A 25,539-nucleotide genomic window follows, 5' to 3' on the forward strand; every position below is an offset into this window, starting at 1 on the left:
CGGCGCAAGCCGCCTGCTGCTTTTATAGAGACAAGCCATGACTCCCGAACGCTTCAAGCGCATCACCGACATGCTGGCCCAGCGTCAGCTCGATTTGACCGTCTGCATGGAAGAGGTCCACAAACCTCACAATCTGGCTGCCATCGTGCGTACCGCCGATGCCATCGGCATCCACCGGGTACACGCGGTCTGGCCCAAAACCTGGATCCACAAGCGCAAAGGCACCGCCCGCGGCAGCCAGAACTGGGTGGATGTAAAACTGCACCCGGATATCGGCAGCGCGGTAGCCGAGCTGAAAGCCTCCGGCATGCAGATCCTGGCAACCCACCTCTCCGACAGCTCGGTCGATTTTCGCGCCATCGACTACACCAAACCGACCGCCATTCTGGTGGGTCAGGAGAAACACGGCATCGGTGAAGAGGCGCTGGCGCTGGCCGACCACCATATCGTCATCCCCATGGTGGGCATGGTGCAGTCCCTCAACGTTTCGGTGGCTGCCGCCGCCATCCTCTACGAAGCGCAGCGTCAGCGCGAGCTGGCCGGTTGCTATCAGCGCGGCTGCCCGCTCACGCTGGAGGAGCAGAACAGCATCCTGTTCGAGGGGGGTTATCCTATCTATGCCCAGCTCTGCAAAGAGAAAGAGATGTCCTACCCCCAGCTCGGCCCGGCCGGTGAAATTCTGGCGGACGAAGAGTGGTGGCAACGGATGCAGCTGACCCGCAAAGGGTGGGCCCAGCAGAGCGAACAGGACGATCCGCAGGAGGAGTGATGGAGAACCCTTTTGGCAGCTGGCTGGAATCGCAAATCATCCGGGATCACCTGACCAACCCGAACATAGAGGCCGGCGACTACAGCTACTACTCCGGCTACTACCACGGCAAGCCGTTCGAGGATCACTGCGTCCGTTACCTGCTCGGCGATGGCTCGACCCGCGACACCTGGGAGAGCGGCCTCTGGGGCGAGGTGGATCGGCTGATCATCGGCAAGTTCTGCTCCATCGGCTCGGGCGCCACCTTCATGTTGGCGGGCAATCAGGGCCACCGGCTGGATTGGGTCTCAACCTTCCCGTTCAACCCCGACACCTTTGGCGAAGGGGCCCGCAGCGGCTTCCAGCGCAAGGGGGACACCCGGATTGGCAACGATGTCTGGATCGGCTCGGAAGCGATGATCATGCCCGGCATCACCATAGGTGATGGCGCCGTCATCGCCACCCGCGCCGTGGTGACCAAGGATGTGGCCCCTTACACCATAGTCGGCGGCAACCCGGCCCAACCGATCCGCCGCCGTTTCAACGATGAGCAGATCCTCATGCTGCAAGAGATGCAGTGGTGGGACTGGCCCCTGCCTCACTTGCAAGCCAGCATGGCGCTGCTCTGCTCGGGGGATATCGCCGCCCTTTATCACCATTGGCAACAGGAGTGTGCCTGATGAAACCCCTCTCTCTTTCCCTGTTGGCCCTGACCCTGTTTTCTGCCGGAGCCCTTGCCGTGACCAATCCCTATCAGCTCACCAGCGAAGCCGATGTACCCAGCCTCTACCAGCAAACCCTGCCAGACTTCTGGCGCCAGCATGCGGTGGAAAGAGAGTTTAAGGGCAAGGATGGGGTGACCATCCGCTATGCTGCGCTACGGCAAGCCAAGGTCGATCGCGCCATCCTGATCGTCAATGGCAGGGTCGAGAGCTACCTCAAGTATCAGGAGCTAGCGTGGGATCTCTGGCGTCAGGGCTACAGCCTCTACCTTATCGACCATCGCGGTCAGGGGATGTCCGACCGGATGCTGGATGACCCGCAGAAGGGATATGTCGACCAGTTCGACGATTATGTGGTCGATCTCAAGCAGTTTCACGACCAGATCATCATGGCGGACCAACCTGCCAAGCTGTTCCTGCTGGCCCACTCCATGGGCGGCGCCATCTCGGCCCGCTATCTGGAACGCTGGCCCGATGATATCAAGGCGGCCGTGCTCTCCTCCCCCATGCTGGGCATCAATCTCGGCGGTCTGCCCAAGTGGCTGGCCAAGGGATTGGCGAGCACCATAGGCACGGTCGGCGGCTGGCTTGGTGAGCCTCCCTACGGCCCCGGTCAGGGCGCCTATCAGGATCACGGCTTTGCCGATAACGAACTGACTCACAGCCAACCCCGCTATCAAGCCTTCCGCCAAATCTACGAGCAGCACCCGCAGCTCAAGCTGGGTGGCGCCACCGCCCACTGGATTTATCAGGGGATCACCGGTGCCGATGCCGCCATCGCCGATGCAGGCGCCATCAAAACCCCGCTGCTGGTGCTGCAGGCTGGCAACGACAGCGTGGTGGACAATGCCGCACAGGATCGCTTCTGCACCATTGCCAAGTGCGAAGGGGGCAAACCACTGCGCATCGAGGGTGCCTGGCACGAGCTGTTTATCGAATCCGATGACAAGCGCCAGCCCGCCCTGACCGCGATGGTCGACTTTTTCGCCCGCTTCTGAGCTGGCTATTTTTTGTAACCCTAAATAAATGGGGTGACAGTGCGGGCTAAGGTAAACTGCCCCTGTTTTCAATCGATGCCGAGGTAATGATGTTCAAGGTAGTTGTATCCGATCTCGATGGCACTCTGCTCAACAAGCAGCACCAGATCTCTCCCCGTACCCGGGATACCCTGCACCGCCTGGTAGAGCAAGGTGTGAAATTCGTGGTCGCCACCGGCCGTCATCACGTTGACGTTCGCAGCTTCCGCGATGCGCTGGGGATGGACATCTACCTCATTACTTCCAATGGCGCCGTGGTCCATGACAAACAGGATCAGCTGATTTTCAACCAGCCGCTGCCGACCGAGATCGCCGCCGAACTGATTGCGCTGGAGCGCGACCCCTCTATCCACCTCAATGTCTATCAGGGTGATGACTGGGTGGTGGAAGAAGAGCTGCCCTGGCTGCTGCAGTTCCACGACGAGTCAGGGTTCACCTACCGTCTGGTCGATGACCTGAAGCAGGAACCGAAAGAGCAGATCAACAAGGTGTTCTACATCGGTGACCACGAGAAGCTGCTGAAGATCGAGGCACACCTCAACCAGCGCTATGGCGAGCAGCTCAACGTCACCTTCTCCCTGCCGGACTGCCTCGAAGTGATGCACGCCGGGGTGCACAAGGGTAATGCGGTGCGAGCCGTGCTGGAGCAGAATGGTTTCGATATGTCGGAGGCGATCGCCTTCGGCGATGGCATGAACGACTTCGAGATGCTGACCATGGTGGGACGCGGCATCGTGATGGGCAACGCCCATGACCGCCTGAAAATGGCGCTGCCGGAGTATGAGCAGACCCTCACCTCCGATGAAGATGGCGTCGCTGCCTATCTGGAAAAACTGTTCGAGCTGGAGAGCGTCAGCGCAGCCTGATCCTCTTCATCCCGACATTCGATTCAACAAAGCCTCACCATGTGAGGCTTTGTTTTTTCAGGGTCTCCAGCCAGGGATTGGGCCGCTGCCAGCTGAAGCTCTGGTTCGCCCCGCCGTAGCATTCAGCCAGCCGCAGCGGCGTGCCGGGGGTATGGCGTCGCCCGGCCACATCGAGGCAGCGGGAGACCTTGCTGTTGAACAGCCTGTCTTTCTGCCACTCCCACTGCGCCTGACCGTCACAGGGTGCCAGCATCACTTCGCTGTCGTTTTTGGCTTGCAAACAGAGATCCTGCAGGCGCAACTCACCCAGATCCCACTCGAACAGTTGATCGTCTTTTCCGCTGCAAGGTTGTGCCAACACCTTCTGCTGGGAAACCGCAACGCAAAAATCACCGCTGGTCAGCAAGGGGGAGAGAGAGCGCTCCTCCTGCGGTTGTGATGCAATTGAGCCCATCATCACATCGGTGGATGGCGGCTTGATGGTACAGCCCCCTAGCAGCAAGGCAGCCAGCAGGGCGGGAGAGCAAGCAAAGGAAATTTTGTCATTCATGGAAAAATGCCTGAAATGGGCCGATGACATCCGGTTGTCAGTGACTCGAGGCTGAAGCATAACCGAAAGGCGGGGCGCGCTGCCCAAATAGAGTGTAAACAGACGTAACAGGGAGAGAATACTGGCCCAGCGGAGGCCGGAAAGCAAAAAACCCCGCCGAAGCGAGGTTTTTCAAAATGTGGTCGGTGATAAAGGATTCGAACCTTTGACCCTCTGGTCCCAAACCAGATGCGCTACCGGACTGCGCTAATCACCGAGGCTATTTCTTTCAAAATAGTTTACTTCAAAAAAACAAAGACGACCTTATGGTCATCCTCGTCATACAGCAAGTATGGTGCGAAGAGAGGGACTCGAACCCTCACACCCGGGGGGCACTAACACCTGAAGCTAGCGCGTCTACCAATTCCGCCACCTTCGCGTACCTGACAAGCTGTAAAATGGGGTGGCTGATGGGGCTCGAACCCACGACAACCGGAATCACAATCCGGGACTCTACCAACTGAGCTACAGCCACCACAGCTGTTTTCGTTCCACAACAACGCCCGTTTAACCGACGCACTTTTGATGGTGCGCCCGACAGGATTCGAACCTGTGACCTCTGCCTCCGGAGGGCAGCGCTCTATCCAGCTGAGCTACGGGCGCTACGCTGTCGAACGGGGCGCATTATTAATGATGGTTGCTGGTTTGTCTACACTTTTCTGTCACCGAAACACTGTTCGTTGTTTTTTCAAGCATATTGCGCACTTTTCTTCCACTATTCCCCTGCTGCCAGCCGAAAAGGGGCAGATCGCAGTCGCAAATCGCCTTGCTGCCTTGACTTGATTTGGTGCCCATCTAGAATGAATGAACGTTCATTCAATCGAAAGTCACACTGATGATTCTGGATAAAAAAGAGAGCATCTTCAACGCGGCCCATGAGGTGCTGGGTGAACGGGGTTTTCATGGTCTGTCGATTGCAGAAGTCGCCAAGAAGGCCAATGTTGCCACCGGCACTATCTATCGTTACTTCGGCGACAAGGATGATCTGATCCGGCAACTGCACCAGCACACTATCTTGCAGTGTGTGCCCATGGTCATGGCCGATGTAGCAATCGATAAAGTTTCATTTCAACAATTTCGCCAATTATGGCTCAATATTCATGCCATTTTTGTTAACGAACCCAACGCTATCCGGTGCAAATTGCAGTACGAGAGCTCTCCGCTAGGGGCAGAATTGGAGACCAATCCTGTCATTCTGGCTGCCTGGGAGCCTCTGGACCGATTTTTTGAACAGGGCGTTGAACAAGGATTGTTTATTGATTTACCGATACGGGCACTCCAGGTGTTGAGTCTGGACAGTGTCATGCATCTGGCCCTGCAGTGCAGGGTGCACAACATCACGCTGACCGAATCGCAGTTGGAAACCGCGATCCGGGCCAGCTGGAATGCCATTTTATCCCCCAATCTTTCCACCTCAGGAGCCTGTTCATGAAAAAGTGGATGGCCATTATGTTGCTGATAGCGATCGCCTTGTTTGGCAGCGTCATCGGCTTCAATTTGTTCAAACAGAAGATGATTGCCCAATACATGGCCAACCGGCCGGAACCCGAGTTCCCCGTCACCGCCATGGTGACCAAGGCGCAGGATTGGGTACCGACCATCGAAGCGATCGGCTTCATCGAGCCGAATCAGGGGGTGACCCTCTCCACCGAACTGGCAGGTACCATTGACGCCATCACCTTCGAGTCAGGCAAACCGGTCAAGGCAGACCAGCTGCTGCTGAGCCTGGACTCCACCGTGGAGCGGGCCAATCTGCGCGCCTCCCAGGCCAAGCTGCCGGCGGCAAAAGCCAAGTTCGATCGTTTCCAGAACCTCTACAAGACCAGCTCCATCTCCAAAGAGCAGCTGGATGAGGCGGAAGCGGCCTATCGCTCGCTGGAAGCGGATATCGAGAGTCTGAAGGCGACCATTGCCCGTCGTGAAGTCCGTGCGCCCTTTAGCGGCGTGGTCGGCCTGCGCAATGTGTTCCTCGGTCAGTATCTGCAGCCGGGCACAGATATCGTGCGCCTGGAGGATACCAGCGTGATGCGCCTGCGCTTCACCGTGCCCCAGACCGATATCTCCAAAATCAAGCTGGGCCAGACCATCAAGATCAATGTGGATGCCTATCCGCAAACCCAGTTTGACGGTCATATCACCGCCATCGAGCCTGCGGTCAACTTCCAGAGCGGCCTGATCCAGGTACAGGCAGACATTCCGAACAACGACGGTCAGCTGCGTTCCGGTATGTTCGCCCGCGCCAGCATCATTCTGCCGACGGTGAAAGATCAGATCGTGATCCCGCAGACCGCTATCTCCTTCACCCTTTACGGTCAGAACGTCTACGTGCTCAAAGAGGGCGAAGAGACCGACAAAGAGGGTAACAAGGTAAAAGTGCTGCGAGCCAAGCAGGTTGTGGTCAAGGCCGGTGAGCGCCGTGGCAACGATGTGCATGTGCTCTCCGGCATCCAGGCCGGTGACCAGATCGTACTGTCGGGTCAGGTTCGCCTGAGCAACGACACCAAGGTGCATGTGGTCGAGAACGATGCCCTGGCCGTTCCGGCACAAACCCCGATGCTGTAAGCGCGGAGATCTGCGATGCGATTTACTGACATATTTATAAAACGGCCTGTGCTGGCGATCTCGCTCAGCTTCCTGATCGCCTTGCTGGGCTTTCAGGCCATCTTCAAGATGCAGGTACGGGAATACCCCGAGGTGACCAACACGGTGATCACCGTCAGCACTGGCTACTATGGCGCCAGTTCTGATCTGATCCAGGGGTTCATCACCCAGCCACTGGAACAGGCGGTCGCGCAAGCCGACAACATCGACTTCATGACCTCCTCCAGCCAGCTGGGCAGCTCCACCATCACCGCGTACATGAAGCTCAACACCGACCCCAACGCCGCGCTGTCCGACATCCTGGCGAAGGTGAACTCGGTGCGCTCCCAGTTGCCGAAAGAGGCGGAAGACCCTTCGGTCACCTCCTCCACCGGTTCAACCACGGCGGTGCTCTACCTCGGCTTTACCAGCCCGGAGCTCAATTCCAGCCAGATCACCGACTATCTGGAGCGGGTTATCAAGCCGCAGCTCTTTACCGTGGGCGGGGTCTCCAAGGTTGACCTCTACGGCGGTGTCGAGTTTGCCCTGCGGGTATGGCTGGATCCGGCCAAGATGGCGGCCTTCAACCTGACCGCCAGCGACGTGATGACGGTGCTCAACAGCAATAACTATCAGTCCGCGACAGGTCAGGCGACCGGTTACTTCACCCTGTTCAACGGCAACGCCGAGACCCAGGTCAAGGATGTCGACGAGCTGAAGCGTCTGGTGGTTGCTACCCGTGACGGCAAGGTGATCCGCCTTTCCGACATTGCCAAGGTGACCCTTGAGAAGAGCCACGACATCTATCGCGCCAGCGCCAACGGCCGCGAAGCTGTGGTCATGGCGGTCAACGCCGCGCCGACAGCCAATCCCATCAACATCGCCCACGATGTGCTGGCGTTGCTGCCGAGCCTTGAGCGCAACATGCCGAGCACCATGCGTCTCAACGTGATGTATGACTCCACCGTGGCGATCAACGAGTCCATCCACGAGGTTATCAAGACCATCCTGGAGGCAGCCGCCATCGTTCTGGTGGTCATCACCCTGTTCCTCGGTTCGTTCCGCGCGGTCATCATCCCGATCATCACCATTCCGCTCAGTCTTATCGGCGTGGTGATGATGATGGATATGTTCGGCTTCTCGATAAACCTGATGACTCTGCTGGCGATGGTGCTGGCGATCGGTCTGGTGGTGGATGACGCCATCGTGGTGCTGGAGAACGTCGACCGTCATATCAAGGAGGGGGAAGAACCGTTCCGGGCCGCCATTATCGGTACCCGTGAAATTGCGGTGCCGGTTATCGCCATGACGGTTACTCTGGCTGCGGTATACGCCCCTATCGCCCTGATGGGGGGCATCACCGGCTCTCTGTTCAAGGAGTTTGCCCTGACGCTGGCTGGCGCCGTGTTCGTCTCGGGCATCATCGCCCTGACTCTGTCACCGATGATGTGTTCCAAGATGCTCAAGGCCAACGAGAAGCCGGGCAAATTCGAGAGCACAGTCCACCACCTGCTGGAACGGATGACCGATCGCTACGACAGCATGCTGCACGCCGTGATGAAAAAGCGCCCCGTCATCGTGGTGTTCGCCGTCATCGTCTTCGCCAGCCTGCCGCTGCTGTTCAAGTTCATCCCGAGCGAACTGGCACCGTCAGAGGACAAGGGGGTAATGGCCGTGCTGGGTACCGCACCGTCCAACGCCAACCTGGACTACATCGAAAACACCATGGCGGATGTGAACAAGATCCTGGACGACCAGCCCGAGATCGCCTTCTCCCAGGTCTTCTCCGGGGTGTTCAACGCCAACCAGGCGTTCGGTATCGCCTCCATGGTGCCCTGGAGCCAGCGTGAAGCGAGCCAGAAAGAGGTGCTGGACCGGGTCGCCAATCTGGTGAAAGACATCCCGGGTATGGCCATCACCACCTTCCAGTTCCCGGAACTGCCGGGTGCATCGAGTGGTCTGCCTATCCAGTTCGTCATCACCACCCCGAACAGCTTCGAAAGCCTGTTCCTGGTGGCCGGTGAAATTCTGGCAGCGGCGCAGAGTAACGGTCAGTTCGTCTATTCGGATCTCGATCTGAACTACGACTCCGCCACCATGAAGATCCGCATCGACAAGGACAAGGCGGGTGCCTACGGCATCACCATGCAGGATATAGGTATCACCATGGGCACCATGATGGCAGACGGTTACGTCAACCGTATCGACCTAGATGGCCGCTCCTACGAGGTGATCCCGCAGGTCGAGCGCAAGTACCGTCTCAATCCGGAGTCCATCAAGGGCTATTACGTGCGGGCCGCAGACGGTAAGTCGATCCCGCTCGGCAGCCTGATCAGCATTGAAGTGGTTGGCGAGCCCCGCGCCCTGCCCCACTTCAACCAGCTGAACTCCGCCACCATAGGCGCCGTTCCGGCTCCGGGCGTGGCCATGGGTGATGCGATCAACTGGTTCCAGACCACCGCCGACGAGAAGCTGCCGCAAGGCTATCGTTACGACTTCATGGGTGAAGCCCGTCAGTTCGTCACCGAAGGCAATGCGCTCTATGCCACCTTCGCGCTGGCACTGGCCATCATCTTCCTGGTGCTGGCAATCCAGTTCGAGTCGGTGCGTGACCCGCTGGTCATCATGGTCTCTGTACCGCTCGCCATCAGCGGGGCCTTGATTGCCCTTGCATGGGGTATGGCGACCATGAACATCTACTCCCAGGTGGGCCTCATCACCCTGGTGGGTCTGATTACCAAGCACGGTATCCTGATCTGTGAAGTAGCAAAGGAAGAGCAGCTGCTGCGCGGCATGAACCGGATGGAAGCCGTGATGCAAGCCGCCAAGGTTCGTCTGCGCCCGATCCTGATGACCACGGCCGCCATGATTGCCGGCCTGATCCCACTGCTCTACGCCGCTGGCGCCGGTGCGGCACAGCGTTTCAGTATCGGTATCGTCATCGTGGCAGGTCTTGCCATCGGCACCCTGTTTACCCTGTTCGTGCTGCCGGTGATCTACACCTATCTGGCTTCCGAGCACAAACCCTTGCCGGTATTCGATGAAACCATTCCGCCCAAAGCAAACGGCGGACATTAATCATCAATCACATGCAAAGGCCCCGATACGGGGCCTTTTTTATGCTTCGCAGGAAAGACGACATAAGTGCATGAAGCAGTTAAACTAAAAAACACCACATCCAGACCGCAAGGACGCCATGTCAGGACTCTTCACCAAGACCGCCAGGGCCGTAGGCCGCAACGGACTCTCATATCGCCTGCTCTCCTACATTCTGGTCTGCAGTACCGTATTGGCGATGATCATTACGGCGCTGCAACTCGCCTGGGATTACCGCAAGGATGTTGCCGTCATCGAAGACAGCATCGGCCAGATCGAGGCCTCGTTCCTGCAACCCATCGCCGCCAGCTTGTGGAACCTGGATGAAGAGCAGGTCAAAGTGCAAATTGAAGGGATCATGAACCTGCCCAACATGCAGTTCGTGATGGTCAAGGAGATGCTCGGCAACTCCGAAGTCCCGCTACTGACCCAGGGGGTCGAGCGGGAAAGCTATGATATCTCCCGCGAATTCAACCTCACCTATCAGGGTGAAATCGTCGGCAAGCTGTTCGTTGCCGCCTCTCTCGAGCAGATCTACCAGCGCCTCATCGAAAAATCGGTGCTGATCATGGTCAGCCAGACCATCAAGACCCTGGTGGTCTCATTTTGCATCCTGATCATCATTTACTATCTGGTGGTCAGGCACATCAACCGCATCGCCAACTACGCCCAGAAGTTCAACCTCGATCGGCTCGACATGGAGCTGGAGCTGGAAGGCCGCCCGCAGCCACGCAAGAAACCCGATGAGCTGGATACCCTGGTCTCCACCCTCAACCAGATGCGTACCCGACTGCGTGACGAGCTGGTTGCTCGCCATCAGGCGGTCGAACAACTGCAAAAGGAACGGGACTTCTCCGCCACCCTGATCAACTCCGCCAACATGGTCATCTGCTGCATGGAACCGGATTTGACCATCGCCAGCATCAACCCGGCAGCCATACTGCTGACCGGCTACCACCAGCAGGAGCTGTTGCAGCACAACTGGCTGGATCTCTTTGTCAGCCCGGCGCAACGGGAAGAGCTGAACGATATTCTGGCGGCGGAAGGTTCACTGGCCGACAAAGAGGTCATCATGCATGACCAGCAGGCCCATGAGCTGGTACTGCAATGGACCTTCGTACCCTTCTACGATGGCCCCAACCTCAAGTACCAGATCGGCTTCGGTTACGACATCACCCAGCTGAAAAAGGTCGAGCGGGAGATAATCCAGCTCAACGAACAGCTGGAAGGCAAGGTGGTGGAACGTACCCGCAGCCTGAGTGAAGCCAACAACCAGCTCGGCAAGGCGTACGATGACCTGAAACAGGCCCAGCAGACCCTGGTGGAGTCGGAGAAGATGGCCTCCCTCGGCTCGCTGGTGGCCGGGGTAGCACACGAGATCAACACTCCGATCGGCATCAGCGTAACCGCCTCCTCCTACCTGCAGGAGCGGGTCGCCGACTTCAAGTCTCATATCGACTCCAAGCAGCTGTCTCGCTCCTATCTCAACGAGTTCACCGTCAACCTCGACGAGTCGATGCAACTGCTGCAGAGCAACCTGCGCCGCGCCTCCGAGCTGATCGCCAGCTTCAAGCAGGTAGCGGTCGACCAGTCATCGGAAGCACGCTACAACTTCAGCCTCGCCGACAACCTCCATCAGGTAGTGGTCTCGCTTGGCCACAAACTGAAGAAGAGCCAGTGCGAAGTGGATATCCAGTGCGATCCCAAGCTGTCGATCTTCTCCTTCCCGGGCAGCTTTACCCAGATCTACTCGAACCTGATCCTCAACTCCATCAACCACGGGTTCGACAGCTGGGACAAACCGAAGAAGATCACCATCAAGGTGGAACAACAGGGAGAAGAGCTGTTTATCGACTATTCGGACAACGGCCGCGGCATCCCGCCAGAAATCTTGCCGCGCATCTTCGATCCCTTCGTCACCTCCAAGCGGGGTCAGGGTGGCAGCGGTCTGGGCACCCACATCATCTACAACCTGGTGGTGCAACTGCTGAAAGGCCGTATCAGCTGTGCCAGCGAACCGGGCCAGGGCGCCCAGTTCCATATTCGCCTGCCGATTCAACATAACTGAGCGCTGGCTCTTGTGAGCCAGCCGCTTTATCCCCATCATGCTGTGATTGCATTCTTAATGAGCGGAGAACCTCGCAATGGCACAGCATTTTGACTATATCGCCATCGGCGGCGGCAGCGGCGGTATCGCCTCTGCCAACCGGGCTGCCATGTACGGTAAGAAAGTTGCCCTGATTGAAGCCAAAGAGTTGGGTGGAACCTGCGTCAACGTAGGCTGCGTACCGAAGAAGGCCATGTGGTATGCAGGCCAGATTGCCGATGCCCTGAAATATGGCGCCGACTACGGCTTTGACACCACCCTCAACAACTTCAACTGGGCCAAGCTGGTCGAGTCCCGCCAGGCCTACATCGGCCGCATTCACCAGTCCTATCAGAACGTGCTGGGCAAGAACCAGATCACCGTCATCAAGGGCTTCGCCCGCTTCGTCAGCAGCAACACCATCGAGGTTAATGGCGAGCACTACACGGCCGATCACATCCTGATCGCCACCGGTGGCCGCCCGGAAATTCCGGCGATCCCGGGAGCCGAGCTGGGTATCGACTCCGACGGTTTCTTTGACCTGCAAAGCCAGCCCAAGCGGGTTGCCGTAGTGGGCGCGGGCTACATCGCAGTCGAGATCGCAGGGGTGATGCAGGCGCTCGGCTCAGAGACCCATCTGGTGGTGCGCAAGCACGCGCCGCTGCGCAACTTCGACCCCATGATCCACGAGACACTGGTCGAAATCATGGCGCAGGAAGGGCCCAAGCTGCACACCTACGCCATTCCCAAAGCCGTGCTCAAGAACGCTGACAACAGCCTGACCCTGCAACTGGAAGATGGTCGCCACCTCACCGTCGACTGCCTGATCTGGGCCATCGGCCGGGTACCGGCTACCGACAACCTCAATCTGGCTGCCGCTGGCATCACGCTGAACGAGAAGGGCTTTATCCCGACCGACAAGTTCCAGAACACCGCCGCCGCCAACATCTATGCAGTGGGTGACAACACGGGTCGCATCCAGCTCACCCCGGTGGCCGTCGCTGCGGGCCGTCGCCTCTCCGAGCGGCTGTTCAACAACAAGCCGAACGAGCACCTCAACTACGATCTGGTGCCGACCGTGGTGTTCAGCCACCCGCCCATCGGCACCATAGGCCTGACCGAACCTGAAGCCATCGCCCAATACGGCGAGGACCAGGTGAAGGTCTACCGCAGCCAGTTCACCGCCATGTACTCTGCGCTGACCCAGCATCGCCAGCCCACCCGGATGAAGCTGGTCTGTGTCGGCCCGGAAGAGAAGGTGGTCGGTCTGCACGGTATCGGCTTTGCGATGGACGAGATCCTGCAAGGTTTCGGCGTCGCCATGAAGATGGGTGCCACCAAGGCGGACTTCGACAACTGCGTGGCTATCCATCCGACCAGTGCTGAAGAGTTCGTTACCCTTAGGTAGCGGTGTAGGAAAAGCAACCCACACACATAAGTAAATCTGGAAAAGGCCCTGCCACTGTCTATACTGTATGTATGGTCAGTGGCATCTTCTAGGTAGATTTATGTCCTATCTCATTTCTTCAGCAGACGTATGCACCAAAACTAAGCTTCAAACCGATGCCCAAGGCGCGTTGTCTTGCGATCCCATCAGTGGCAACATTGGCTCCTTGCCCACCCTGTTTACCCAGGATGGCACCTTTAATCACGAAGCGAACAGCTACCTGTTCTATCAAAAGGCCATTAATCAAGCCAAAGACCTCTCTTCTTGTGCCAAAGCTCTTTACGCCTACTATCAGTTCCTTGAAGATAACGGCTTGACTTGGGATCACTTCCCGCCAATAAAGCGTTTAAAGCCTACATACCAGTTTCGCTCTCATTTACTGAAACAAGTCAAACTTGAAGAGCTGGCAAAAAGCACTGCCAGTGTGCGCATGAACCATGTAGTGAATTACTACAAGTGGTTGATGCACGATGGCTACCTCAGAATCAAGAATGAGAAGGAAGCGCCCTTTAAAATTGAATTTGTCTCTGTCAAAAATACAGGGATGCTGGCACATCTCTCCCCTACCTATAACGTGCAAACCAGCGATTTGAGGATAAAAGTCGCACGTGACGCGAACAGCAAAAACGTTCGCCCCTTATCTCCATTAAGTCGTGAATCATTGGCTATCTTGACCCAGCATTTACCACAAACAGCAGAGGAACTGCGTTTACAAGTGCTGCTATCTATTGATACTGGGCTACGCATTAATGAAGTCGCAACATTAACCATTGATGCTCTAAATACGGCCACGCCACTGGCTGAAAGCCAACACCGCTATGAACTATTGCTCTCACCACAAGTAACTGGTGTTCAAACCAAATATAGTAAATCAAGACAGATTGAAATCTCAGCGCAATTGTTAGCAGTGTTGAATGAATATCGCGCCTCAGAGCGCCGCCTAAAACGCTTAACCAAACTCTACGAAAAAATTGAGCTCTTGAGCGCTCCTCAAGCATCTTTTCATCAAGCGGCAATAGATACTCTTCAATGGTGCAAAAAGCACGAACCACTTTTTGTCAGCAACCAAGGAAATCCCGTAACCGCTAAATCCATCGAGGCTCGCTGGACAGAGTTCAGGACTCAGCTCAAACAGGTTCATCCATCATTTACACATCGCTTTCATGATCTGCGTTCCACCTACGGCACCTATCGTCTCAATGATCTGTTGGAAGCCAACTTTCCAGCCGTGGAGTGTATGGAGCTGCTAATGGGCTGGATGGGACACAAAAACGAGTCTACCACTTGGAAATATCTACGTTTCTTAAAACAGAAAGAGGCGTTCAAAGTAAAATTGGGGATGCTCGATAGCATCATGCATGAGGCGTTGGGTGGTAACGATGAATAATGTTACCTACATCAGTGGTTGGAATCCCAAGTTGTGTATTCAGCTTGATGACTACAGGGCTGACTTCAATCGCTACCTTTTCAAGGGATTACCTTCGACCGTAGCGTTGCAACAAGGTGGGCAATTTAACGAGGCCGACCGCAAGCAAATTATTTACCAATTAAAGTCACAGTTCGACGAAAAAATTGAAGAGGGCGGCAGTCTAGCCTCACATAAAACTATATTTGTACAAACAGCTCAGTATCTAAAATGGTGTGACGAGCATAATACACCCGCATTTACCCAGCGATCTTTAGAAGGCTATATGTCTTATATGGATACTAAAGTGATGCTAGGACAATACAAAGGAAATAGCTATAAAAGAACCCGCTCAGTCATGGTCACGTTATTTACTAAGTATCTAGAACTACCGACAAGTTATTTCGATAGAATAGTGATCAGAGATGGGAGCGATTGTGAGCCATTTGAAGCTTACAGTCGCAGCGATCTAAATCAACTACTACCATTTCTAAGGTCGCTGTTTAAGCAAACCTATCAGCAGTTCATCCAAAACCCAGAAAAACATATTAACAGTAGCTTCAAAACAAAAACGATGACGTTTCAGTGGCAAGGGCAGCAGTACCCGCTAGCCATAGGAATAACAAAAATGATGTGTGCAGCGACCTACTTACTGTCTTACTACACTTACGCCAACACCAGTGATTTGTTCAAACTAAAACAGCCGAACAACGCCTCAACAAAGGCTGGTGAAGTGTGGTACACCATGCCAGCGTTTAAGCGCCGTGCGTTTAAAACCATCCAACTTGAGATAGGTGGACATGAATTAGAAATCCCCAAGTATGCCTTGGATTTTTTTGATAAATTGCTGGCTGCATCCAAATGTATCCATAATGGTGAAAACGCCACTTTGCTGCAAACGGTTATCTCAAAAAAAACACAACCTTTAACATCAAAGGTGCTAGAGACCTTCCTGAGTATGTGGGTCGAAAAGCACTTTACCTTTACCGATCAAACTAACCGCCGCTTACGACCAGTCATAAGCCGTTTTCGCGAAACAGGAGCACAGTTAACAGCTTACCACCAAGGTGACCTGGCTAACGATCTCATGCTCAACAATACCCCTAAAACGCGCAAAAAACATTATAGCGAAGGGAGTAAAATCGCTAACAATGGCATGATGCAAGATACTATTTCCATTCGTGAGGCACAGATAAAAAATAAGATTGACGTAAAAGAGGCACAGAAAAGCTTAGGGATTGAGGTACTAGTTATTGATGCGGAATATAATGTCAACCTCCCTAATTTAAGTCGAACACCCAACGGTGGAAGTTGTAAGGCACCCTTTGGCGAAAGGTCTGATAAATACTCACGCAAAGCGCAACAGCATGGACTACTAAAAGAGGGGGAGCGTTTAGCCTGCGCAGATCTGCTAGCTTGCTTCGGCTGCCCTGACCAAGTAATAGTTCAGTCTGTTTCTGACATTTGGTGTTTACTGTCGTTTAAGGCATGTATTGAGGAGTCGCTGTATCTACATTTGGATGCCAGCCACTACCGAAAAAATTTCCAGAAAATCATTAACTTTATAGATGTAAATATATGCCCGACCATCAATAAAAAGATACTAAAGCAAGCCGAAAAAAAGTTAAACGACGAAGGTTTACACCCAGCCTGGGACGACAGTGCATATCTGTTAAATCTGCTGCCCCCACCCAGAAGGTAAAACAATGGACACTACACACCTCTATTCCAGCAGTTTTCCTGATCAGCATAAAGTTCAGGACATAGATGTGGTCAAACTCTACCATGAAGGGCAATTTGACAAACTTGATATTGTCACAGTCTGCAAAGACAGAGATGGTCAGGTTACTGCCTGCTTTGGACAAAATGTTTGGAATTGCATGCCATTTTCTCGAAAAAAAAATGCAAACAACCTAAATTTCAAAGAGTTCGACTATACGCCAAAATTGCAACGAGAGCTTAAACTCATCACCTATGGTTGGTTATTTAACAAAAGCCCTAAGAATATAAAGGCAGTGAAATTCTCGAGTATTTATGTTCGGCTGACTGCAATTAAACGCGCTTACCAGTTTTTATTTAAAAGCAATCACAGCTCCCTAAGCGCACTATCTCATTCAAACATCTGGGTAGAGTTTGAGAACTATTTGATATCCCAAAAATTCTCCCAGAGTGCGCTCGAACAAACTTTTGTTGCAGTTAATGCTGCGACTGACTTTGCCTCATGGCACAAGTTAGAATTGGGCTTAACTCCCATTAAAGCCAATATAAAAGCGAAGTCCCTCAGTTCGAAGGAGGCGCAACAAACTCTCGTAATTCCAGAGCGTTTATGTGATGCCATCTATGGTAAAGCGATTGAGTTAGTAGAGAGTGCTTACCCACACCGGAAACTAATTTCAGACACAGAAAAAGCCCTACAAGAAAACTATAATTTAGCTAAGAACAACTTGGATGTGAAGATTAAATCTGGCTCAATGTTTTCTTTTATTAATATGGATGGGAGTATCAATAGACATAAATACGCTGCTGCAATCATAGATAACAAACCTCAAGAGCAGAGAAAAATTCTATCCACTTTAGCCAACAAACTCCCCAGCATTAAATTAACGCATGGAGACCATTTCCAACGTTACTTATCAAATCTCATCACCGCAAGTTACATTATCTGTGGCGGCTTTAGTGGAATGCGAGACTCGGAACTGAATAAACTAGCTCCTGGCTGTTACTACAAAGATACGTTCGAGGGGCGGGATTACCACATGCTGCAATCTCACAGCTTTAAGCTAGGTGAAAAGCGTGAAACATGGGTGACGGCTGCATCATCAAAAATTGCCATTGAACTGATGACCGTACTTACGGAAAACTGGCGAAAAGACGTTAACTACCCGAATGAAAAATACGCCAATACACTATGGGTAAATCAATATAAACGCTCAAGACCTCCTGTACTTATCAACAATTGGAGTGAGCGATTAAAGCGCTTTTGTCGGCAGTTTGATTTCTCTGTTACCGAAGCCGACTACCAAGAGTGCCTTATGTCTAATCCTCGATCATTGGTACGCGTGAAAGAGGATGTAGTACCAGGGAAACCTTGGCCTTTGACTCCACACCAATTTCGGCGCACGCTGGCATTTTATTGCATTAAAAACCGCTTTGGCACCTTGGTTGCGCTTAAGCAACAGTTTAAGCATCTATATTTGTCTATGACGGAGTGGTACACCAATGGCGGCAAACTAGCTAATCTGCACAATTTAAAAATTGATGACAAGATGCGTAACTTGTTGGCTGATATTAATGCCGAATGCACAGCAAATAAAATTTTCAACCAATGGCACTCGGATGAAACACTGTCAGGAACTCATGGTAAGGCCATTATGAAGATGCGCGGTGATGTGCCAACCATTTATGGCTCTTGGGAGGTGATTTACAAAGCGGTTAAAGAGGGGAAACTAACCCTTCATGGCTCTATGCACAGCTATTGTAAGTCGGGATATGACTGCGATATGGATGGTGTGGTCACACCACAATTCTGCGTAGATTGTGGTTCTGGCAGTAGCATTATTGACGAACAACAAGCCACATGGTGGCAGAAAAAACACCGCAGTTTAATCGCTTATATGGCGTTAGGTGACGATATTTCTGTGACCGAACGCAGCCATTACATCACTCAGATACGAGCAGCAGAAAATGTAATGTCAGACTTTGGCATGATATTTACTCCCTTTGAGCCGGAACTTAAGGTAACGACAGTATGAACAAAAGCGAGAACACCTTAATGATCTTAGAGGCGGCGTTGGAACGCATCATACAAGGTCAGCCTAAACGTATCCCTAAGAGCCGCAAACTCAGCGTAAGAGCTGTAGAGGAGGAGGCTAACCTAGGCAATGGCAGCGGCTATTACTACCCTGAGTTTGTTGCCAAGGTAAAAGCCGCCAAATCAAAAATCTCTACAGATAGAGGCAACCTGGTAGTGCCAGAGATTCAGGCCGTGCGAGCCAAGCTCAACGAGCAAAAGCGAATTAAAACGAACTACAAGGAGAAGTACGAGGCTGAAAAAAACAAGCTGGCCTTGTTCGCTGCGGCCCAGCATCAATTAAACGACAAACTCGTCAAGGCCCTAGCGAAAATCAGTGAACTTGAGTACGAAAATGAGGAGCTGAAAGAGAAACTGATAAGAGCTAATCGTGACAATATCACAGCGATAAAATAGATTATGATGATTAAGGCCTATCGATAGTTAGGGCGGGTTTGAATATATATCACTTACAATAAAACTGAAATTTTTGAACCATTTAAATTCAGTTGGTTATAGATACATGTTTTGGTGTTTGGTGACTTGCTTGCCTCTTCCTTAGGCAATATTCCTGAACGATGCATACGACAATATAATAACATCGATGCACTATCAACTGATTGGCTACATCACCTGAGCGTGGTTATCTGATATTTTTTTGATTTTAGTGCGCAGAGGCAGGGCTTCGTGTTACTGTGACTAAAGCGATTAGTGGAGTGGCGAGTATGAAAGACTGGAAGACTTGTGTCGGCATATCGCGGGGAATCATAACTGTTTTATTGGTTGTGATTTTTCCAAAGATGGCGAATGCCGTGATGTGGATAAATTGCGAGAGGGAAGATAAATATGATTACATAACATCCATATGGCCAACTCCTTATATATCCGATTCCGGCTTGCTTTGTTTTGATGTTAAAGGGTGGCCCGGATATTCAGGTTCAAATTGCGCAGCTAATGGTAAAGGCGCTAGCTGGACAGGCCTGGTGATCGTCGATGAAGACGGAGAATCACAAGGTAGGGACTTAACTGCATTCCGCTTATTAAAACCGACGTTCAACCAAGATTATATTAAATACACCATCGAATGGTCTCGGGGAAACTCTTGGCGGCCAATGCAGCATGTCGAAATAAACCGCCTTACAGGTGTGGCTGTGAGTTATTTAATGCACGAGCATGGTGGCGAAAAATACCAATGTAGCGCACATAATAAAGTGTTAGCTACAGATTCGTCTGATGCAGGGCCAATGCAGAAAGATACAAAATGCGCTGGCTCAGCCTGTAAGCCACCAGAAATAAATGTGTTTATCAATCCAGAAGTAGATATTCAAGATGGCAAATTACTGATAAGTGCAGAAACTAACTTACCAAAAGATTCACCAGTGATGGCGATGGTAGTAAGTCCAATAATGATAGGCGGCGATGGTTATTTGGCACAACAAAACACTACTGTAACAATTAATGGTTCTATGCGGTTTAAGCCATTTTCAAATAACGAAACGCCACTAAGAGCTGGGCCGTATGAAATAACCATTAGCACTCCATTCGCAAAGCTCCAACCAGAATCAGTTAGGATGTTAATAGGCGAATTTGGAGAGAATTTGTCTGGTAATCTTGTAGAGAAATTTACGCTTAATGGAATAACAGACCAAACAATAAATTATAAGTTTAAGATAGATATACCGTAGCAATATGTTGGCGTGTGCACCCGATTCAGCGCCGCATATCTCATGGGGATGGCACGAATAAGAGAACTGTTCACCGAGATGAGGTTGCTGGCATCAATTTCGCCGGAATGTGGTAATCCGTCTTCTCGATACAGGGCTGACAATCGCCGCCACTGCTGGGATAATCATTCGCTGGGACTGTATTGATACAAGGAAAAGTGGGACTATCGTATAGTGATCCCACTTTTTCTATTGCTTGATCCACTCTGTCAGGCAAGCAAAAACACCACACCACTTCCAGGACGTGCAGCTCACGCTGGAGCAGTCCAACAAGCTGATTGACAAGCTGCGCTGACCGCACTACCCGCCTGAGCATTGTGTAGAGTTATCGATTTTGAGCGAGAAGCTGCTCGCTATGACCATGCGATGACGGTTGCCCTAGATATTGTTATTTTTCTGGAAATTGGTACTATCAAAGTCGATATTTAGGAAAAATAGCAAAAAATTACTATTTTTCTGGAAAAGGCCACTAAGCCTTATCATACAAGGATTTCCAGATTTATTTCATAGTCAATCTGTGTAGGTAGTCCGACACTATGCGCTAAGGGCTGATGAAGTTGGCCTGTCACGAGCAGCCGGCTTCTACAGCCATGTAATCCCTTCATCCAAACCCGGCTCAGGCCGGGTTTTTTGATCACTCCTCGCCATTTATCTCGCAAATCCGTCGTTCTTTACGCCGATTTTACGCCTGCCACATGGCGCTTTATGGCGCCTTTACGCCTGTTTTACATACCCTTTTCAGCGTCAATGACACCAACAGAGTCGATGTGGTCTTACATCGGCTCTCGCAGCTAATTATCTCAATGGAGTCGATATGAATTGGCTATATCTGCTGCTCGTCCTCGCCTTGATGGCCTATCTGATGCGCGCACTCACGCGCAGTCACGAGTGAGGGACTACCTATATGCAGCAAGAAATTATCTACCCGGTGGCCAGCAAACTGCCGAGCCTCGTGAGCAATCCAATGCGTGCCCTGACGCACCGTGACCACGAGTGAGGAACTAGAACATGTGGCAAGAAATAATCTATCCGGTGGCCTTCGTGCTGCTGGTTCTGCTGCCGGCACCGCTGCTGGGCAACTACATCTACCGGGTATTTGAAGGCAAAATTCGCTGGCTGGCACCGGTCGAGCGCGCCACACTGGCTTGCTGTGGCACCGATGGGCGGGAGCAGGACTGGAAGTCCTACGCCCTCAGCCTACTGGCCTTCAACGGCGCCGGTTTCGGTCTGCTGTTCCTGATCCTGATGGCTCAGGGGTTGCTGCCCCTCAACCCGCAGCAACTGCCGGGTCTGAGCTGGCAACTGGCATTCAACACCGCGGTCAGCTTTATGACCAACACCAACTGGCAAGCCTATTCCGGTGAGGCCAGCCTCTCCTACTTCAGCCAGATGGTGGGGCTGACCACCCAGAACTTTGTCTCCGCAGGGACGGGCGCAGCCGTCGCCATTGCCCTGTTCCGCGGAATCGCCCGCCAGCAGACCATCAACCTTGGCAACTTCTGGCAGGATCTGGTGCGTTTCTGCCTCTATGTGCTGCTGCCCATCGCGTTGATCATGGCGCTAGTGCTGGTATGGCAAGGGGTGCCGCAAAGCCTCTCCGCCTATCTGCCGTTCCACGGTATGGAAGGTCAGGAGCAGCTGCTGCCCCTCGGCCCGGCGGCCTCGCAGATCGCCATCAAGCAGCTTGGCTCCAACGGCGGCGGCTTCTTCGGCATCAACTCGGCACATCCGTTCGAGAATCCGACCGCCCTCTCCAACTGGCTGGAGATGGTCGCCCTGCTCACCATCGCCGCCGCCATGGTCTTTACTCTGGGCCGCTATGTGAAAGACATGGCCCACAGCCGCGCCATTCTCGGTGCCATGACCCTCATGCTGGTGCTGGGGCTCTTCGTCTCCCTCTCCCAGGAGCTGAAACCGGATCCCGCCCTCGCCCACCTCACCACTGACGCCAGCAACATGACTGGCAACTGGGAAGGCAAGGAGAGCCGCTTCGGCCCTGTGCTCTCCAGCATCTGGGAAGTGGCGACTACTGCCGCCTCCAACGGTGCCGTCAACGCCATGCACGACAGCTTTACTCCGCTCGGCGGCATGGTGGGCATGATCAACATGCTGCTGGGTGAGGTCATCTTCGGCGGGGTCGGCTCCGGTATCTACGGCATGATGCTGTTCGTGCTTCTGACCGTGTTCCTGTGCGGCCTGATGGTGGGGCGTACCCCGACCTATCTGGGCAAACGCCTCGGCATCACCGAAATGAAGTGGGTCGTCGCCAGCATGCTGGTCATGCCGGTGGGGGTTTTGGTGATCGGTGGTGTCACCCTGCTGATGCCGGATGCCAGCACCATCATCGGCCATGATGGCCCGCACGGTCTGTCACGCCTCATCTACGCCTACGCCTCGGCTGCTGGTAACAACGGCTCCGCCTTTGCCGGTTTTGCCGCCGGTGACAACTGGCAGTGCATCGCCATCGGTCTGGCCATGCTGCTCGGTCGCTTCGGCTACATCATTCCGGTACTGGCTATCGCCGGTCAGCTGGCCCGCGCGCCCCGTCAGGAGACGAGCGAAGGGGACTTCCCCATCAGCGGCCCGCTGTTCGTTACCCTACTGATCATCACCGTCCTGCTGATAGGTGGCCTCTCCTTCCTGCCGGTGCTCGCACTGGGCCCGGTGGCTGAACATCTGAGTCTGATCGGAGGTGCATTCTGATGAACCTGACCCTGTCGATCACCATCCGGATGCCAATGGCCAACTATCTGATGCTGGGAGCTTTCCAATGAGCAAGTCCACTGCAATGAGCACCGACACCATGTTGGTGAAGGGCAAAAAACAGAAATCACAGATCATCCAGGCAATGATTGAGGCCCTCTATCGCTTCAATCCCAAGGCGCTGTTTGGCAGCCCCATCCTGTTCACCCTCTGGCTGGCCGCAGTCATGGCGACCGTGGAATCGCTGTTGGGGCAGCCTTTCTCCGGCGTCGCCCCCTCGCTGGCCTGGCAGCTGACCGCCTGGCTCTGGCTGACCCTCTGGTTTGCCAACTTCGCAGAAACTCTGGCCGAGGGACGCGGCAAGGCCCGTGCCGATAGCCTGAAAGCGGGCATGAGCCAGCTCAAGGCCCGTCGGGTGACCAATGCCAAAGATGGTCAGGGCGAGTGGGTGCCCGCCACCAGCCTGATGAAGGGGGACCTAGTGCTGGTACGCAGCGGCGAGATGATCCCGGCCGACGGCGAAGTGGTCGCCGGCATCGCCTCGGTCAACGAGGCGGCCATCACCGGTGAATCAGCACCCGTCATTCGCGAGTCGGGCACCGACCGCAGCGGCGTGACCGGCAACACGACGGTCGTCTCCGACGAGATCTGGGTGCGCGTCAGCAACAATCCGGGCGAGAGCACGCTGGATCGGATGATCGCACTGGTGGAAGGGGCCAAGCGCCAGAAGACCCCCAACGAGATGGCGCTCGACGCCCTGCTGGTGGGCCTGACCCTGATCTTCCTGTTGGTGGTCGCCACCCTGCCCTGGTTCCTCGACTACAACGGCACCCAGGTCCCGCGTCTCTACCTGATCGCTCTCTTTATCACCCTGATCCCGACCACCATCGGCGGCCTGCTCTCCGCCATCGGCATTGCCGGTATGGATCGACTGGTGAAGCTGAACGTCATCGCCAAGTCTGGCCGTGCCGTGGAAGCGGCCGGTGACGTGCGCACCCTGCTGCTGGACAAGACAGGCACCATCACCTTCGGCAACCGGATGGCTGACGAACTGATCCCGGCCCCCGGCGTCGACCCTGCCCTGCTGGCACAAGCGGCCATGCTGGCCTCGCTGGGTGACAACACCCCGGAGGGCAAATCCATCCTGACTCTGGCCAGCAAGAGCATGGCCAAGCCGAGCCAGCTGGAGAGCGACAAGGTGATCCCCTTCAGCGCCGAGACTCGCCTGAGCGGACTGGATCGCAACGGTCATCAATATCGCAAGGGGGCAGTGGATGCCGTGTTGAACTACCTCAGCCTCGACCGCAAGGCGGTGCCTGAGCTGGTGCTCAAGTCAGTCGACAGCATCGCCCGTCAGGGTGGTACCCCGCTGCTGGTCTGTACCCATGAGCAACTGCTGGGAGTGGTATACCTCAAGGACATCATCAAGCCCGGTATCAAGGCTCGCTTCCAGATCCTGCGCCATATGGGGATCCGCACCGTGATGATCACCGGCGACAACCCGAAAACCGCCGCCGCCATCGCCGCCGAAGCCGGGGTGGATGACTTCATCGCCGAAGCGACGCCAGAGAAGAAGCTCGCCTATATCCGGCAGGAGCAGGCCGATGGCCGTCTGGTCGCCATGTGCGGTGACGGCGCCAACGATGCACCGGCGCTGGCGCAAGCTGATGTGGGGCTGGCCATGAACGAGGGTACCCAGGCCGCCAAGGAGGCGGGCAATCTGGTGGATCTCGACTCCAACCCCACCAAGCTGCTGGATGTGGTGCTGGTCGGCAAACAGTTGCTGGTGACCCGTGGCGCCCTGACCACCTTCTCCATCGCCAACGACGTGGCCAAGTACTTTGCCATCCTGCCAGCCCTGTTCATCGCCGCCTACCCGCAACTGGGGGCGCTAAACCTGATGCAGCTGGGCAGCCCGCAGAGCGCCATCCTGTCGGCCATCATCTTCAACGCCCTGATCATTGTGGCGCTGGTGCCGCTGGCACTGCGTGGTGTCGACCTGAAAGGCTCGGCCGCCAGCCTGCTGCGCCGCAACCTGCTGATCTACGGTGTCGGTGGCCTGCTGGTGCCGTTTATCGGCATCAAGCTGATCGATCTGGTCATTACCGGCCTGGGTCTGGTGTAACGACATAATCGGGATGCGGGTCAGACCCGCATCCCCAGCCATCCTTTTGGAGCAAGAGAATCATGATAGCAATCAGAACCCTGTTGACCCTGACCCTGCTGCTGGGAGTGGGTTATCCACTGGCCGTCACCGGGCTGGCCCAACTGCTGTTCCCCTGGCAGGCCAACGGCAGCCAGCTGACCGACAGCAAGCAGCAACTCATCGGTAGCGCCCTGCTGGGGCAGAAATTCGAGCGAGCTGACTACTTCCATCCCCGCCCCTCCGCCAGCGATTTCAACACCATAGGCGGCAGCGCCAGCAATCTGGGGATGAGCTCGCCGCTGCGGGCAGAATTCGCCGAACAGGCCGCCAAGGCACAGCCTGAAACCAGCTCCCCCGCCATGCTGACCCGCTCCGCCTCCGGCCTCGATCCCCACCTGCCGCTGGATGCGGTGCTGGCTCAGGTCGACCGCGTCGCCAAAGAACGTGGACTGGATCCCGCCCAACTGACGGAGCAGGTCAAGTCGGCCACACAAGCTGGTATCCTTGGCCCGCAGGTGGTCAACATTCTCCAGCTGAATCTGCAACTGGATCATAAAAAGGGCGCCTGATGGCGCCCATTCCGGTTTGGTGATGACCTCG

At 54.4% G+C, this 25,539-nt stretch carries 18 protein-coding genes and 4 tRNA genes; 17 read left to right on the forward strand and 5 right to left on the reverse strand.

Annotated features, from left to right (window positions below; genetic code table 11):
• Positions 1-37 precede the first annotated feature (37 nt).
• The 4 genes from trmH to AB5Z02_RS02845 all read left to right on the forward strand — a co-directional run bounded on the left by trmH (position 38) and on the right by AB5Z02_RS02845 (position 3,373).
• Positions 38-769 (forward strand): tRNA (guanosine(18)-2'-O)-methyltransferase TrmH, encoded by a 732-nt coding sequence (gene trmH, locus AB5Z02_RS02830; protein ID WP_236767853.1) that lies wholly within the window; start codon positions 38-40, stop codon positions 767-769.
• Positions 769-1,428 (forward strand): CatB-related O-acetyltransferase, encoded by a 660-nt coding sequence (locus tag AB5Z02_RS02835; protein ID WP_368215229.1) that lies wholly within the window; start codon positions 769-771, stop codon positions 1,426-1,428. Before trmH ends, AB5Z02_RS02835 begins: the two co-directional genes overlap by 1 nt.
• A complete protein-coding gene (locus tag AB5Z02_RS02840) occupies positions 1,428-2,468 on the forward strand; it encodes an alpha/beta fold hydrolase (RefSeq protein ID WP_368215231.1) in 1,041 nt (346 codons plus the stop codon). The genes AB5Z02_RS02835 and AB5Z02_RS02840 overlap by 1 nt, the downstream gene beginning before the upstream one ends.
• An 89-nt stretch (positions 2,469-2,557) precedes the next feature.
• Entirely contained in the window at positions 2,558-3,373 is an 816-nt protein-coding gene (locus AB5Z02_RS02845) for a Cof-type HAD-IIB family hydrolase (RefSeq protein WP_368215256.1), read from the forward strand.
• Positions 3,374-3,407: 34 nt separating this feature from the next.
• Here AB5Z02_RS02845 and AB5Z02_RS02850 read toward each other — a convergent pair whose 3' ends face one another.
• The 5 genes from AB5Z02_RS02850 to AB5Z02_RS02870 all read right to left on the reverse strand — a co-directional run bounded on the left by AB5Z02_RS02850 (position 3,408) and on the right by AB5Z02_RS02870 (position 4,565).
• Positions 3,408-3,923 carry a ricin-type beta-trefoil lectin domain protein gene (locus AB5Z02_RS02850; protein ID WP_064339092.1) on the reverse strand — a complete coding sequence of 172 codons (516 nt, stop codon included), beginning with the start codon at positions 3,921-3,923 and terminating at the stop codon, positions 3,408-3,410.
• Positions 3,924-4,102: 179 nt separating this feature from the next.
• Positions 4,103-4,179: transfer RNA gene (locus AB5Z02_RS02855), tRNA-Pro, on the reverse strand.
• A gap of 76 nt (positions 4,180-4,255) precedes the next feature.
• A tRNA-Leu gene (locus tag AB5Z02_RS02860) sits at positions 4,256-4,341 on the reverse strand.
• A 20-nt stretch (positions 4,342-4,361) separates the two neighbouring features.
• Positions 4,362-4,437: transfer RNA gene (locus AB5Z02_RS02865), tRNA-His, on the reverse strand.
• 51 nt (positions 4,438-4,488) lie between these two features.
• Positions 4,489-4,565 (reverse strand) — tRNA-Arg (locus tag AB5Z02_RS02870).
• Between the two features lie 232 nt (positions 4,566-4,797).
• On the opposite strand from AB5Z02_RS02870, the gene AB5Z02_RS02875 reads away from it, so the two are divergent.
• From AB5Z02_RS02875 to AB5Z02_RS02935, 13 genes are all read left to right on the forward strand, one after another.
• A complete protein-coding gene (locus AB5Z02_RS02875; protein WP_005339267.1) occupies positions 4,798-5,394 on the forward strand; it encodes a TetR/AcrR family transcriptional regulator in 597 nt (198 codons plus the stop codon).
• Positions 5,391-6,524, forward strand: a complete 1,134-nt coding sequence (locus AB5Z02_RS02880) for an efflux RND transporter periplasmic adaptor subunit (RefSeq protein ID WP_005355753.1) — start codon at positions 5,391-5,393, stop codon at positions 6,522-6,524. The genes AB5Z02_RS02875 and AB5Z02_RS02880 overlap by 4 nt, the downstream gene beginning before the upstream one ends.
• Before the next feature lie 15 nt (positions 6,525-6,539).
• Positions 6,540-9,620, forward strand: a complete 3,081-nt coding sequence (locus tag AB5Z02_RS02885) for a multidrug efflux RND transporter permease subunit (RefSeq protein ID WP_005339270.1) — start codon at positions 6,540-6,542, stop codon at positions 9,618-9,620.
• 118 nt (positions 9,621-9,738) lie between these two features.
• Positions 9,739-11,706 carry an ATP-binding protein gene (locus AB5Z02_RS02890; RefSeq protein ID WP_193861270.1) on the forward strand — a complete coding sequence of 656 codons (1,968 nt, stop codon included), beginning with the start codon at positions 9,739-9,741 and terminating at the stop codon, positions 11,704-11,706.
• Between the two features lie 76 nt (positions 11,707-11,782).
• Entirely contained in the window at positions 11,783-13,132 is a 1,350-nt protein-coding gene (gorA, locus tag AB5Z02_RS02895; RefSeq protein ID WP_368215233.1) for a glutathione-disulfide reductase, read from the forward strand.
• Between the two features lie 100 nt (positions 13,133-13,232).
• The gene (locus AB5Z02_RS02900; protein ID WP_323936516.1) at positions 13,233-14,558 is read left to right on the forward strand and encodes a site-specific integrase; all 1,326 of its coding nucleotides are present in this window, start codon (positions 13,233-13,235) and stop codon (positions 14,556-14,558) included.
• On the forward strand, positions 14,551-16,278 hold the full coding sequence (locus AB5Z02_RS02905) for a hypothetical protein (protein ID WP_368215236.1): 1,728 nt from the start codon (positions 14,551-14,553) through the stop codon (positions 16,276-16,278). The genes AB5Z02_RS02900 and AB5Z02_RS02905 overlap by 8 nt, the downstream gene beginning before the upstream one ends.
• A 4-nt stretch (positions 16,279-16,282) precedes the next feature.
• Entirely contained in the window at positions 16,283-18,328 is a 2,046-nt protein-coding gene (locus AB5Z02_RS02910) for a hypothetical protein (protein WP_368215238.1), read from the forward strand.
• Positions 18,325-18,783, forward strand: a complete 459-nt coding sequence (locus tag AB5Z02_RS02915; RefSeq protein ID WP_368215239.1) for a hypothetical protein — start codon at positions 18,325-18,327, stop codon at positions 18,781-18,783. Before AB5Z02_RS02910 ends, AB5Z02_RS02915 begins: the two co-directional genes overlap by 4 nt.
• Before the next feature lie 308 nt (positions 18,784-19,091).
• On the forward strand, positions 19,092-20,051 hold the full coding sequence (locus tag AB5Z02_RS02920) for a hypothetical protein (protein WP_368215240.1): 960 nt from the start codon (positions 19,092-19,094) through the stop codon (positions 20,049-20,051).
• A 1,047-nt stretch (positions 20,052-21,098) separates the two neighbouring features.
• The gene (gene kdpA, locus AB5Z02_RS02925; protein ID WP_139746950.1) at positions 21,099-22,793 is read left to right on the forward strand and encodes a potassium-transporting ATPase subunit KdpA; all 1,695 of its coding nucleotides are present in this window, start codon (positions 21,099-21,101) and stop codon (positions 22,791-22,793) included.
• Positions 22,794-22,860: 67 nt separating this feature from the next.
• The gene (gene kdpB, locus AB5Z02_RS02930) at positions 22,861-24,918 is read left to right on the forward strand and encodes a potassium-transporting ATPase subunit KdpB (protein WP_368215242.1); all 2,058 of its coding nucleotides are present in this window, start codon (positions 22,861-22,863) and stop codon (positions 24,916-24,918) included.
• 62 nt (positions 24,919-24,980) lie between these two features.
• Positions 24,981-25,508, forward strand: coding sequence for a potassium-transporting ATPase subunit C (locus AB5Z02_RS02935; RefSeq protein WP_042022978.1), 528 nt, complete (start codon positions 24,981-24,983; stop codon positions 25,506-25,508).
• The last annotated feature ends 31 nt before the right edge of the window (positions 25,509-25,539 follow it).

It is taken from the genome of Aeromonas sp. R2-3 (assembly GCF_040908375.1).
Classification (GTDB): Bacteria; Pseudomonadota; Gammaproteobacteria; order Enterobacterales; family Aeromonadaceae; genus Aeromonas; species Aeromonas veronii.

Coding starts and splice junctions, on each gene's coding strand:
- trmH (WP_236767853.1), top strand. CDS start 38: ATGACTCCCGAACGCTTCAAGCGCATCACCGACATGCTGGCCCAGCGT.
- AB5Z02_RS02835 (WP_368215229.1), top strand. CDS start 769: ATGGAGAACCCTTTTGGCAGCTGGCTGGAATCGCAAATCATCCGGGAT.
- AB5Z02_RS02840 (WP_368215231.1), top strand. CDS start 1,428: ATGAAACCCCTCTCTCTTTCCCTGTTGGCCCTGACCCTGTTTTCTGCC.
- AB5Z02_RS02845 (WP_368215256.1), top strand. CDS start 2,558: ATGTTCAAGGTAGTTGTATCCGATCTCGATGGCACTCTGCTCAACAAG.
- AB5Z02_RS02850 (WP_064339092.1), bottom strand. CDS start 3,923: ATGAATGACAAAATTTCCTTTGCTTGCTCTCCCGCCCTGCTGGCTGCC.
- AB5Z02_RS02875 (WP_005339267.1), top strand. CDS start 4,798: ATGATTCTGGATAAAAAAGAGAGCATCTTCAACGCGGCCCATGAGGTG.
- AB5Z02_RS02880 (WP_005355753.1), top strand. CDS start 5,391: ATGAAAAAGTGGATGGCCATTATGTTGCTGATAGCGATCGCCTTGTTT.
- AB5Z02_RS02885 (WP_005339270.1), top strand. CDS start 6,540: ATGCGATTTACTGACATATTTATAAAACGGCCTGTGCTGGCGATCTCG.
- AB5Z02_RS02890 (WP_193861270.1), top strand. CDS start 9,739: ATGTCAGGACTCTTCACCAAGACCGCCAGGGCCGTAGGCCGCAACGGA.
- gorA (WP_368215233.1), top strand. CDS start 11,783: ATGGCACAGCATTTTGACTATATCGCCATCGGCGGCGGCAGCGGCGGT.
- AB5Z02_RS02900 (WP_323936516.1), top strand. CDS start 13,233: ATGTCCTATCTCATTTCTTCAGCAGACGTATGCACCAAAACTAAGCTT.
- AB5Z02_RS02905 (WP_368215236.1), top strand. CDS start 14,551: ATGAATAATGTTACCTACATCAGTGGTTGGAATCCCAAGTTGTGTATT.
- AB5Z02_RS02910 (WP_368215238.1), top strand. CDS start 16,283: ATGGACACTACACACCTCTATTCCAGCAGTTTTCCTGATCAGCATAAA.
- AB5Z02_RS02915 (WP_368215239.1), top strand. CDS start 18,325: ATGAACAAAAGCGAGAACACCTTAATGATCTTAGAGGCGGCGTTGGAA.
- AB5Z02_RS02920 (WP_368215240.1), top strand. CDS start 19,092: ATGAAAGACTGGAAGACTTGTGTCGGCATATCGCGGGGAATCATAACT.
- kdpA (WP_139746950.1), top strand. CDS start 21,099: ATGTGGCAAGAAATAATCTATCCGGTGGCCTTCGTGCTGCTGGTTCTG.
- kdpB (WP_368215242.1), top strand. CDS start 22,861: ATGAGCAAGTCCACTGCAATGAGCACCGACACCATGTTGGTGAAGGGC.
- AB5Z02_RS02935 (WP_042022978.1), top strand. CDS start 24,981: ATGATAGCAATCAGAACCCTGTTGACCCTGACCCTGCTGCTGGGAGTG.